Consider the following 11,926-nt stretch of genomic DNA (forward strand, 5'->3'; position numbering starts at 1 on the left):
ACTCCGGCCATGGCCACCACCCTGACCGACCCGATGCTCGGGCGCATGGTCGACGGCCGGTACGAGGTGACCTCCCGCATCGCTCGCGGCGGGATGGCCACCGTGTACCTGGCTCTCGACCGGCGCCTGGACCGGCAGGTCGCGATCAAGGTGATGCACCCCCACCTGGCCGAGGGCCACGACGTCGCCGCCCGGTTCCGACGGGAGGCCCGCGCGGCGGCCCGGCTCACCCACCCCGGTGTCGTGGGTGTGTATGACCAGGGCAGTGAGGGTGAGACCAGTTACCTGACCATGGAGTACGTGCGCGGACAGAATCTGCGCAAGGTGTTGCGGGCCGAGGGTGCCCTCGCGGTGGGCGACGCACTCGACGTCGTCGGCGATGTCCTGGACGCCCTGGCCGCGGCCCACCGCGCCGACCTGGTCCACCGCGACATCAAACCCGAGAACGTTCTCGTGGCTGACGACGGGCGGATCAAGGTCGCCGACTTCGGGCTCGCTCGAGCGGTCACCGAGGCCACCGCGGCCACCACCGGCACGCTGCTGGGCACGGTGGCCTACCTGGCCCCGGAGATCGTCACCTCCGGGATGGCCGACGCCCGGGCCGACGTCTACGCCGCCGGGGTGCTGCTGTACGAGTTGCTCACCGGTTCCCCGCCCTTCTCCGGCGAGACCCCCATCCAGATTGCCTACCAACACGTCAACGAGGACCTGCCCGGTGTCCGCGAACGGGTACCGGGCATCCCTGTGCAGGTCGAGGAGCTCATCGGTGCGCTGAGCGCCCGGGACGTCCAGGAGCGCCTCCCCCACGCCGGCGCCGCGGTGGCGATGCTGCGCCACGTGCGCGCCGGGCTGAGCCCGGAGGAACTGACGATCAGGGCCGACGTACCCGGCGCGGAGCCGGGACCGTGGCCGGACAGCGATGACGCCGCAACGTCCGATCACGGCGCCACCGCTGCAACACGCTCGGTGCGCCCGACCAGTCACTCGGGAACTATCTCGCTGCCGATCGGTGCGGTGACGGCCGCCCAGCCCCGAAGTGAGGTGGACCGGCCTCGTCGACGCCGCAGACGACGGCGGGTGACCGCGGTGGTGATCACGCTGCTGCTACTGCTCGGGGCCGGCGCCGCGGGGTGGTGGTACCTCATGCTCGGCCCGGGGTCCTATACGCCGGTGCCCGATGTGGTGGGTCAGGAACAGGCCCGGGCGCTGAGCCAGATCGAGACCGCGGATCTTCGCCCGGTGAGTGCCACGGCCCATCACGACGACGTCGCCGAGGGCCTCGTGATCAGCGTGGACCCCGAGGCGGGTGCCGAGTTGGCGCGGCAGAGCACCGTCACGGTCACGGTTTCCCTCGGCGTCCGCACGGTCACGATGCCCGACGTGGCCGGAATGAGCCAGGAGGAAGCAGTCGCCGCGATCACCGACGCGGGCTTCAGCACCGAGACGCAGGTGAGCACCGCCTACTCCGCCGATGTGGATCAAGGCGAAGTGATGGAGGCCTCCCCCGAACCCTTGGCCCAGGTGGAACACCACACCCCTGTCACCCTGACCGTCTCCAACGGGCGCGAACCGATCACCGTGCATTCGGTGGTCGGTGCAGCCGAGGACGAGGCGATCGCCGAACTCGAGGCCGCCGGTGCGGTGGCGGAGGTGGGCGAGCGGGTGCACTCCGACGAGGTCTCCGAGGGCCTGGTGATCTCCCAGGACACCCAGGGGGATGCCCTGCGGGGGGACACCGTGGCACTGGTGGTCTCGCTCGGCCCGGAACTGTTCGAGGTGCCCGATGTGGTCGGGACCAGTTACCGCGATGCGGCGCAGACCCTGACCGAGGCTGGTTTCGAGGTGGCCCGCGACGACGTGTTGGGTGGGTACTTCAACACCGTCCGGGCTCAGGACGTGGAGCCCGGGTCGATGGTGCCGCGCGGAACCGTGATCAGCCTCACCGTGGTCTGATCCTCCCCTGCCGCACGGTCCACGGCCGCCGCGCCGAGCGTGCTCAGGAGACGCGCAGCATGTCCGCGACCAGGAACGCCATCTCCAGGGACTGCTGGTGGTTCAGCCGCGGGTCCACCAGGGTCTGGTAGCGCCTGCCCAGGGAGTGGTCGTCAATGTGTTCGGCGCCGCCGAGCACCTCGGTCACGTCGTCGCCGGTCAATTCCACGTGCAGGCCACCGGGAACGGTGCCCAGCTCGCGGTGCACGTCGAAGAAGCCGCGCACCTCCTCGATCACATCGCTGAAGCGACGGGTCTTGTATCCGTTGGAGGAGGTGAACCCGTTGCCGTGCATCGGGTCGCACACCCACGTCACCGGGCGACCGTCCGCCCGGACCGCCTCGATCAGGTCCGGAAGCAACTCGCGCACCTTCGGCGCACCCATCCGGGTGATGAAGGTCAGCCGGCCAGCTTCGCCGTCCGGGTTGAGCGAATCCATCAGACCGATCGCGTCCTGGCCGGTGGCCGTCGGTCCAAGTTTGACGCCGATGGGGTTGCGCACCCGGGAGAAGAAGTCCACGTGCGCGCCGTCCAGCTCCCGGGTGCGCTCCCCGATCCACAGGAAGTGGGCCGAGCAGTCGTAGGCGTCACCGGTGCGTGAGTCCACGCGGGTCAGTGGCCGTTCGTAGTCCAGCAGCAGGCCCTCGTGGCTGGAGAAGAACTCGACCGTACGCAGACCATCGAAATCGGCACCGGCGGCATGCATGAAGCGGATCGCCCGGTCGATCTCGGCAGCGAACGCCTCGTACTGGGCGTAAGCGGGATTGCGCAGGAAGCCCCGGTTCCACTCGTGCACCAGGCGCAGGTCGGCGAAACCCCCGGAGGTGAAGGCCCGGATCAGATTCAATGTGGAGGCCGAGTTCCGGTAGGCCTCGAGCAGCCGCCGGGGATCCGGGGTGCGTGAGGAGGGGGAGAACTCGAACCCGTTGATGATGTCACCGCGGTAGGCGGGCAGGCTCACCCCATCACGGGTCTCGGTGCCCGAACTGCGCGGCTTGGCGTACTGCCCGGCCATCCGGCCCATCTTGATGATGGGCATCGAGGCACCGTAAGTGAGCACCACCGCCATCTGCAGGATCGTCTTGATCTTGTCCCGGATGTTGTCCGCGGACAACTCGGAGAAGGTCTCGGCGCAGTCGCCCCCCTGGAGCAGGAACGCCTCACCGCGGGAGGCAGCCGCCAGCCGCTCCCGCAGGGTGTCAGCCTCACCGGCGAAGACCAGCGGTGGCTGGGCGGCCAGGTCGGCGGTGACGTCGGCAAGCGCGTCGGCGTCGGGCCACTCCGGTTGCTGCTTGACGGGCAGCCGGCGCCACGCGTCCAGGCCTTCGGGGGCGAGGGGTTCAGACAGAGTGCTCACCCGCTCAGGATACGCCCGGTCACCGCAGCCGGGCTCCGGCGCTCAGTGCTCGGACGGCCGGGCCGGCACCAGCTCCTGGCCGATGCCACTGAGCACGGCGCCGAACCAGTCGACGGAGACATCGAATGCCTTGCCACCGGCGATGCGCGGGAAGGCGATCACGGACAGTTCGTCGTCTGCCTCCTCGTCGTGCCCGACCACACCGGATTCACCACGCTGGGCGGCCTGCACGGCCAGCGCCGTCATCCGCTCGATCAGGTCCAGGTCCTCGGGATTGGAGGCGGCGGAGCGAGAGAAGTACCCGGACTTCTGGACCATGGTCTTCTCCGCCCCGATCAGGTCGGCGAACTGCTTGGCGAACCACGCCCCGGGGTTGATGGTGTCCAGCTTGACGTGGCCGAAGGGGTCGCGCTCCACCGTCTCGCCGGCGGCCTCGAGTTCGGCGACGATCTCCGGCACTCCGGCGCCTTCGGACAGGAAGATGTTGACGTTGCCGATCTCATCCATGATCCCCCGCAACCGCTGCGCCTCAGCCGGCAGGTCGATCTTGAGTTCGGGCAGGAACACCGCGTGCACGTCCCAGCGCTCCCGGGACAGGCCCAGCGCCGGGTTCCAGTCCTGGGCGTCCAGCCAGGTCCGGTAACGCGCGGCCGCGGCGGCGGTGAGCCAACCACAGTGCCTGCCCATGATCTCGTGCACGATCAGCATCCGCGGGTTGGAGCGGTGTTCGCCGATGATGTTCTGGGCGAACACCGAGGTCTGCTCGGCTGCGGTGTGGGCACCGAGGGACTGGGCGATCGGGATGATGTCGTTGTCGATCGTCTTGGGCAGGCCCACCACGGTCAGGTGGTGACCGTTCGCCTCCAGGTAGGCGGCCAGGTCAGCGGCTGTGGTGTTCGTGTCGTCCCCGCCGATGGTGTGCAGCACATCCACCCCATCGGTGCGCAACTGCTCGGCCGCCACGGTCAGCGCACTCTGGCCTTGCTGGATCAGGCCGCGATTGACCAGGTCCTCGGAGTTGGTCAGCTTCACCCGTGAGTTGCCGATCGGGCTGCCCCCGAAGTTGTACAGCACATCGATCTTGGCGCGGGCCTCGTCATCGATGACGATCTTGGTGCCGGTCAGCAGGCCGTGATAGCCGTACTGGTAGGCGATGATCTCCGCCTCCGGCAACTCGTCGCTGTAGTGCTTGACCAACCCGGCCACCGCCGAGGAAAGGCACGGCGCAAAGCCGCCAGCGGTGAGCAACGCGACCCGTCGGATGGGAGTGGTGGACATGCGTGTGGCCTTCCTTCGGATGAGAAGTACAAGGACGGAGCCGAGAGCGACCGGCGCTGCCCACTCTAGTGCGCACTAGAGTGGCGGTCATGGCCGGCACGGAGGATGGACCACCGGATCCACCGGATGACCTCGACGCCCAATGGGCCTACCTGACGGCCAGGCTGGGACCGCTGGACCCTGGGTTGCCGGCCGAGTTCACCGAGCCCGGGACCGATGACTCGCCGGGAATCCGGGAGGCGACGGAGCCCACACCTCCGAGGTGGGCCGCGTCTGCACCGGCGCCCCTTGGCCCCCGCGATCACGACGGCCCCGGCCCCGAGGACGACGACGGTGACTTCACCGCACCCGACCCCGGCCCGGTCCTGGGTGCTCCGACGCGCAATACGCTGCCCTGGGCCGGCGCCGTCGGGGGCCCGATCGTGGTGCTGCTGATGTTGGTGCTGTGGCCAGGCGCTCCCCCGGCGGCCTACCTGGCCGCGATGGCGGTCACGATGGCGGGGCTGCTGACCCTGTGGTGGCGGCTGCCGGTACACCGGCGAGACGATGACGACGACGGCGCGGTCGTGTGAGCCTGTGCCGAGCCCGTTGACTCCGGTGACCATGGGGACACCGGCGACCCGATCGTGACGTGATCGCCGCGCCGTTACCGGCGCGGCACGTCGATGCGGGCCGGTATGCTGGTGCCAGCAATCCCGCCACTGCCACAGGAGCCAGCATGGACGAATCCACCACTCCCCTGCTCGTCGAGACCCCGGCCGAGATGTCGATCCCGGATCTGCTGGTGGACTGGGCGAGGAAGGAGCCCAACCGCACCCTGCTGGAGACCACCACCGACGGCAACGTGTGGACCCCCATCAGCGCCGCCGCGATGCACGAGCGGGTCAGCGCCATCGCCAAGGGACTGATGGCCTCGGGGATCAACCCCGGTGACAGTGTTGCGCTGATGTCGCGCACCAGCGCAGACTGGACCATCACCGACTTCGCGATCTGGTACGCCGGCGCCGTGACGGTACCGGTCTACGAGACCTCCTCGGCCGATCAGACCGCCTGGATCCTCAGTGACGCCGCCGTCAAGGCCGTGATCGTCGAGCACGCCGACCACCGCGGCGTAGTGGAGGAGGCTCGCAAGGAGGCCGCCGCCGTCGAGCACGTGTGGACGATGACCGACGGCGGTCTGGACGCCCTGGCCGAGGCCGGCAAGGACGTCTCGGATGAGGATCTGCGCGCCCGCTACGACGCACTGCGCACCTCCGACCTGGCCACCATCATCTACACCTCCGGCACCACCGGCCGGCCCAAGGGTGCCGAACTCACCCACGGCAACTTCGTGGAACTGAGCCGCAACGGAATCGCCGCCCTGGGTGAGAAGATCCTGGCCGATGGCGCCCGCACGCTGCTGTTCATGCCGCTGGCGCACGTGTTCGCCCGGTTCGTGGAGGTGCTGTGCATCGCTGCCGGAGCACCCGCCGGGCACACCGCCGACACCACCCAGCTGATGCGTGACATCGCCGGATTCCGGCCCACGTTCATCCTCTCGGTGCCCCGGGTGTTCGAGAAGGTCTACAACGCGTCCGAGCAGAAAGCCGCCGCCGGTGGCAAGGAGAAGATCTTCCGCTGGGCAGCCGGTGCCGCCCAGGCCTACTCCGAGGCCCTGGACACCGGGAAGGTCCCCTTCGGCGTGCGGATGAAGCACAAGGTCGCGCACAAACTCGTACTGCACAAGATCCAGGACGCGCTGGGGGGCCAGGCCGAGTACGCGATCTCCGGTGGGGCCCCGTTGGGTCCGCGACTGGCGCACTTCTTCCGCGGCGTGGGCCTTACGGTTCTGGAGGGCTATGGGCTTACCGAGACCACTGCCCCGGTGTCGGTGGGCCTGCCCGAGCGCACCAAGATCGGCACCGTCGGCAAAGCACTTCCCGGCGTGAGTCTGCGGATCGCCGAGGATGGCGAGATCCTGACCAAGGGCATCGCCAACTTCGTGGGCTACCACAACAACGACGAGGCCAACGCCGAGGCGATCAGTGACGGCTGGTTCCACACCGGAGACCTGGGTGCTCTGGACTCCGAGGGCTACCTGACGATCACCGGACGCAAGAAGGAGATCATCGTCACCGCCAGCGGTAAGAACGTGGTGCCCTCGCAGTTGGAGGACTCCCTGCGGGCGCACCCGCTGATCAGCCAGTGCGTGGTGGTCGGAGACCAGAAGCCGTTCGTGGCCGCGCTGATCACCCTGGACGCGGAGATGCTGCCCACCTGGTTGGCCAACAACGACTTGCCGGAGATGGACGTCACCGCGGCGGCGCAGCACCCCAAGGTCCGCGAGGCGTTGCAGCGGGCCGTCGATGGCACCAATGCGAAGGTCTCCCGGGCCGAGTCGATCCGCCGGTTCGAGATCCTCACCGATGACTTCACGGTGGAGAACGAGTACCTCACCCCGTCGATGAAGGTCAAGCGCGCCGCCGTCCTCAACGACTACGCCGCCGAGGTCGAGGACCTCTACGCCAAGGCCCGCGCCGAGCGCGAAGCCATGTGAGTCCCGGCCGGGCTGGGCGGCTGCCTGGCCCGGCCGTTCGGCGGCGCCCGGTGACCTGCCTGCCGGGACCACGCCCGGCCAGGTGTCGCAACCGGGCGCTGTCGGTGCTCCGGCCTAGCCTGGGCGGTGATGGCCGAGAACCTGTCGCACCACGCGATCCCGGGACGCCGCTTGCTGGCTGCACCGACCCACGGTGCGCCGGTGCAGCCCAGTTTCGCCGACCTGGGTGTGCCCTTGCACGAGGTGACCTTCGTGGTGGTGGACCTGGAGACCACCGGCGGATCGCCGTCGTCGTCGGCCATCACCGAGATCGGTGCGGTGAAGGTCCGCGGGGGGCACGTGCTCGGCGAGTTCCAGTCCCTGATCAACCCGGGCGTCCCGATCCCCCCGATGATCACCGTGCTGACCGGCATCACCACCGCGATGGTGATCACGGCCCCACCGGTCACCCAGGTGCTGCCCGCGTTCCTGGAGTTCGCGCACGGCGCGGTCCTGGTGGCCCACAACGCCGGATTCGACGTGGGCTTCCTCAAGGCCGCCACCCGGTCGATGGATCTGGTCTGGCCCGCTCCGCAGGTGGTCGATACCGTCCGGCTCGCCCGCCGGGTGGTGACCAAGGAGGAGGCGCCCAACCACAAGCTCGCCACACTCGCCGGACTCTTCGGCGCCGCGACGGAGCCGACGCACCGGGCCCTGGACGACGCCCGGGCCACGGTCGACGTGCTGCACGCGCTCCTGGGCCGGATGGCCTCCCTGGGCGTGACACACCTGGAGGATCTGGCCACCGCAGCCGATCCGGTACCTCCGGCGCGACGGCGAAAGGCCCACCTCGCCCAGGACCTGCCCACCGGTCCGGGGGTGTACCAGTTCATCGGACCGAACCGACAGGTGCTCTACATCGGCACCGCGACCAGCCTGCGCCGCCGGGTCCGCACCTACTTCACCGCTGCGGAGAAGCGCGCCCGGATCGGGGAGATGGTCGACCTCGCGGTGGAGGTGGACGTGATCGAGTGCGCCACGGCCCTGGAGGCCTCGGTGCGGGAACTGCGACTGATCGCCGAGCACAAACCGCCCTACAACCGTCGATCCCGCGCACCTGAGCGCCAGCCCTGGCTCCGGCTGACCAGCGAGGCTCATCCACGCCTGTCGATCGTGCGCGCCACCCCCACGGCCGGTCCGGCGATCGGGCCGTTCCCCTCCCACTCGGCGGCCCGCCAGGCACAGGAGGCGATCGTGGCGGCGGTGCCGCTACGCACCTGCACGCTGAGACTGCCGGTGACGCCCCCGGTCGGGGCGAGTGCGTGCGTGCAGGCCGAACTGGGCCGGTGCGTGGCCCCCTGCGCCGAGGTCGACACCGGCTATGAGGCGATCACCGAGACTGCCCGGCAGGTGCTCGGTGGCAGCGTGAGTGTGGTGGTGGCCGGCGCGCACCGCACCATCAGCGCCCTGGCCCACCAGCAGCGCTACGAAGAAGCCGCACAGGTGCGGGACCGTCTGTCCGCGTTCCTGCGCGGGGCCGCCAGTACCGAGCGGCTGGCACCCCTGCAACGCGCCGCCGAGATCGTGGCCGCCCGGCGCCCGGGCGGACCGGGGTCGGGGTGGGAGGTCCTGGTGGTCCGGTACGGACGGATGGTCGGATCAGCTCGCAGCCGGCCGGGCGAGGACCCCCGGCCCCTGATCGAGGCGTTGCGCGCCACCGGTGCCGCGGTGCCCGTCCCGGAGGATCTCGGGGGTGCGGCCAGCGCCGAGGAGACCGAACTGCTCGCCGCGTGGCTGGCCCAGGACGGAGTGCGACTGGTGCACTGGCTGGATGCCCACCACCGGCCCGGAGGGTGGTCGATGCCCTTGGCCGGTGCCTCGGCCTATCTGCAGGACCTGGGCGCGGCGGCATTCCGCGATCCACGCGAAACCGAGCACCGCGCCCTGGGCGTCGGCGTGGCGGATCCGGCATCCCGGTCCGGGATCGAAGCAGGCATGATGGACCTACCCTCGCCACCCCGCACCGCTCTGGAGGAAACATGCTGACCTCGATCGTGATGATCGACACCGAAGCCGACCGGATCCCCGAGGCCGCCGCCGAGGTCGCGGAGATCGAAGGCGTCTCCGAGGTCTATTCCGTCACCGGGGACATCGATCTGATCGCGGTGGTGCGCGTGCGCCGGCACGAGGAACTCGCCGGCGTCATCGCGGACCGGATCAGCAAGGTCGCGGGCGTGCGACGCACGCAGACCTACATCGCGTTCCAGACCTACTCCCGCCACGACCTGGAATCGGCCTTCTCCCTGGGCATGCAGGACTGAGCCGGACCCCCCTGGCACGCCACGGGTGGATCAGGCGGTGGGTCAGGCGTTGGAGGCCCGCACCCAACGCTCCAGGACGCCGGCCGCGGCGGCCTGGTCGATCGACTTCTCGGCAAGGGCCATCCCGGCACGCAGCCGATCGGTGAGGTCTCCGGTGGCGGTGCCCGGCATCTGGGCCGCGGCCACCAGGGTGGCAGCGGCGTTGAGGACGACGGCGTCGCGCACCGCCCCGCGCTTGCCGTGCAGCAGGTCGCGGGCAACCTGGGCGTTGTACGCCGCGTCCGCACCGCGCAGATCCGCCAGAGTGGCCGGGGCCAGACCGAGGTCTGTCACCGGGTCCAGCCGGTGTTCGGTCACCGCGCCATCCCGGGCCTGCCAGATCACCGCCGGTGCCGTGGGCGAGAGTTCGTCCAGGCCGTCCTCGCTACGGAACACCAGGGCCCGGTCGCCGCGCTCGGCCAGCACCCCGGCGATGACCGGGGCCAACTGCTTGTGCCCGACGCCGATCGCGGAGGCCTCCGGGCGGGCCGGGTTGGTCAGCGGGCCCAGCACGTTGAAGGCCGTGGGCAGCCCCAACTCCCGGCGGGCCGGAGCGGCGTGCCGGAAGGCGGGGTGGAACACCTGGGCGAACAGGAAGGTGATGCCGGCCTCGCCGGCGATCTCGGCCACCCGGCGCGGCGGTAGGTCCAGGCGCACCCCGAGTGCCTCGAGGACGTCGGCCGATCCCGATGAGGACGTGGCCGCCCGGTTGCCGTGCTTGACCACCCGGGCACCGGCACCGGCGACCACCAGGGCGGCCATGGTGGAGATGTTCACGCTGTGGTGCCGGTCCCCACCGGTGCCCACCACATCGACGCATGGCCCGGGCACCTCGATCGTCACCGCGTGCCGCAGCATCGAGGCGGCGAGCCCCCGGATCTCCGAGACCGACTCCCCCTTGGCGCGCAAGGCCACCAGGAACGCCGCCAACTGCACCGCAGTGGCGTTGCCCCCCATCACCTCATCCATCGCCCACTCGGCCTCGGCCAGCGAGAGGTCCTCGCCGCTGATGAGCCGGGAGATCAGCGCAGGGAAAGTAAAGGCTGCCATCGTCTGGACCGCCGGGCCGGTCAGCCCTGCGTGGCGGTGGCGTGCTCGCGCAGCAGGTCGGCCACCGCCTCCTGCACCACGAACGGGTCCAGGGGGTATCCGACCACGCCCTCGGCTTCGGACCACGAGGCCAACCAGGCGTCCTGCGCCCGGGCGATCAGCAACAGCACCGGGGGGCAGTTGTACACCTCGGACTTGAGGGTGCGGCACAGCCCCATCCCACCGTGTTTGGGCGTCTCGCCGTCCAGCACGAGCAGGTCGAAGTGGCGGTTGTGCACGTACTCCTGGGCAGCCTCGTGGGTGGCTACCTCGGTCCACTCGATCAGCGGTGTGTCGACCGAGGCCCGGCGCCCGATCGCGGTCCGCACCTTGCCGCGGGTGGTGTAGTTGTCGCTGTAGAGCAGGATCTGGGCCCGCGGCTGCGGACCGCTCCGCTGGCTGTCCTGTGCAACGACGGTCATCGAGATCCTCCCGTGGTCGGTGAGCCGAACAGCGGCCCGTGGTCACCCCTCATCGTAGTGCGTCGGGTCCCGGTGCGCGGCCCACGGGGACGGCCCGCCGGACCAGCAGATGGTGACGGTTACCGGGCCCTTCGTCACGACGTTCCCGCAGGTCAGGCGCCGCACGGGCGGATTTCGCGCACAGTCATGCGTAAAGTCCCGATTCGGGGGCGTGTGTGTCGCCACGCAGCTCCCGGCTCGGCCATAATGACAGGGTGTCGTCTGCAACTACCGCTTCCTCCACCACGCATGTGAGCGTGAAGCGCCCCAATGTCGTCGTCATCGGTGTCATCGTCTGGCTTGCCAGCGAGTTGATGTTCTTCGCCGGCCTGTTCGCGATGTACTTCACGCACAGGTCCGTCGCGGGCCCCGAGATGTGGGCCGAGGGCACCGGCTTCCTGGACGTCCCCTACGCGCTGACGATCACGATCATCCTGGTGTCGTCCTCGTTCACCTGCCAGTTCGGCGTCTGGGCTGCCGCGGAACATCGCCGCACGCGGACCGGGAAGATCTGGCAGCTCACCAAGTGGGGCATGAACGAGTGGTTGATCATCACTTACGTCCTGGGCGCCGCGTTCATCGCCGGGCAGATCCTGGAGTACGCCACGCTCGTCGACCACGGGCTGACCATGGCCAATTCCAGTTTCGGTTCGGTCTTCTTCATCGCCACCGGCTTCCACGGACTGCACGTGCTCGGCGGGCTGGTGGCCTTCTTGTTCGTGCTGGGTCGCTCCTACGCCGTCAAGCGCTTCACCCAGGCCGAGGAGACGGCCATGCACGCGGTGTCGTACTACTGGCACTTCGTCGACGTCGTCTGGATCGCCCTGTTCATCACCATTTACTTCATCAGGTAGCAACACCTCATCTGGCACTA

Annotated in this window: 10 protein-coding genes; 6 read left to right on the forward strand and 4 right to left on the reverse strand. The window is 69.5% G+C overall.

Annotated elements, in window-relative coordinates:
* Positions 1–9: 9 nt before the first annotated feature.
* Complete coding sequence (pknB, locus tag ACO0LV_RS01355) at positions 10–1,953, forward strand: Stk1 family PASTA domain-containing Ser/Thr kinase (RefSeq protein WP_424786062.1); 1,944 nt, start codon at positions 10–12, stop codon at positions 1,951–1,953.
* A gap of 43 nt (positions 1,954–1,996) precedes the next feature.
* Here pknB and ACO0LV_RS01360 read toward each other — a convergent pair whose 3' ends face one another.
* On the reverse strand, positions 1,997–3,349 hold the full coding sequence (locus ACO0LV_RS01360) for a class II 3-deoxy-7-phosphoheptulonate synthase (RefSeq protein WP_424786063.1): 1,353 nt from the start codon (positions 3,347–3,349) through the stop codon (positions 1,997–1,999).
* Between the two features lie 42 nt (positions 3,350–3,391).
* Entirely contained in the window at positions 3,392–4,627 is a 1,236-nt protein-coding gene (locus ACO0LV_RS01365; protein ID WP_424786064.1) for a pyrophosphate--fructose-6-phosphate 1-phosphotransferase, read from the reverse strand.
* An 89-nt stretch (positions 4,628–4,716) separates the two neighbouring features.
* On the opposite strand from ACO0LV_RS01365, the gene ACO0LV_RS01370 reads away from it, so the two are divergent.
* The 4 genes from ACO0LV_RS01370 (at position 4,717) to ACO0LV_RS01385 (ending at position 9,463) form a co-directional block, all read left to right on the forward strand.
* Positions 4,717–5,199, forward strand: coding sequence for a hypothetical protein (locus tag ACO0LV_RS01370; protein WP_424786065.1), 483 nt, complete (start codon positions 4,717–4,719; stop codon positions 5,197–5,199).
* Between the two features lie 146 nt (positions 5,200–5,345).
* Complete coding sequence (locus ACO0LV_RS01375; protein WP_424786066.1) at positions 5,346–7,163, forward strand: AMP-dependent synthetase/ligase; 1,818 nt, start codon at positions 5,346–5,348, stop codon at positions 7,161–7,163.
* Positions 7,164–7,292: 129 nt separating this feature from the next.
* On the forward strand, positions 7,293–9,188 hold the full coding sequence (locus ACO0LV_RS01380; protein WP_424786067.1) for a DEDD exonuclease domain-containing protein: 1,896 nt from the start codon (positions 7,293–7,295) through the stop codon (positions 9,186–9,188).
* Positions 9,182–9,463 carry an Lrp/AsnC ligand binding domain-containing protein gene (locus tag ACO0LV_RS01385; RefSeq protein WP_424786068.1) on the forward strand — a complete coding sequence of 94 codons (282 nt, stop codon included), beginning with the start codon at positions 9,182–9,184 and terminating at the stop codon, positions 9,461–9,463. Before ACO0LV_RS01380 ends, ACO0LV_RS01385 begins: the two co-directional genes overlap by 7 nt.
* A 42-nt stretch (positions 9,464–9,505) precedes the next feature.
* Here ACO0LV_RS01385 and trpD read toward each other — a convergent pair whose 3' ends face one another.
* Positions 9,506–10,576 carry an anthranilate phosphoribosyltransferase gene (trpD, locus tag ACO0LV_RS01390; protein ID WP_424786273.1) on the reverse strand — a complete coding sequence of 357 codons (1,071 nt, stop codon included), beginning with the start codon at positions 10,574–10,576 and terminating at the stop codon, positions 9,506–9,508.
* Entirely contained in the window at positions 10,573–11,013 is a 441-nt protein-coding gene (locus ACO0LV_RS01395; RefSeq protein ID WP_424786069.1) for a hypothetical protein, read from the reverse strand. The genes trpD and ACO0LV_RS01395 overlap by 4 nt, the downstream gene beginning before the upstream one ends.
* A gap of 254 nt (positions 11,014–11,267) precedes the next feature.
* Between ACO0LV_RS01395 and ACO0LV_RS01400 the strand changes: the two genes are divergently transcribed.
* Positions 11,268–11,906 (forward strand): cytochrome c oxidase subunit 3, encoded by a 639-nt coding sequence (locus tag ACO0LV_RS01400; RefSeq protein WP_424786070.1) that lies wholly within the window; start codon positions 11,268–11,270, stop codon positions 11,904–11,906.
* The last annotated feature ends 20 nt before the right edge of the window (positions 11,907–11,926 follow it).

It is taken from the genome of Pseudactinotalea sp. Z1739, from assembly GCF_049725055.1.
Classification (GTDB): Bacteria; Actinomycetota; Actinomycetes; order Actinomycetales; family Beutenbergiaceae; genus CALKWS01.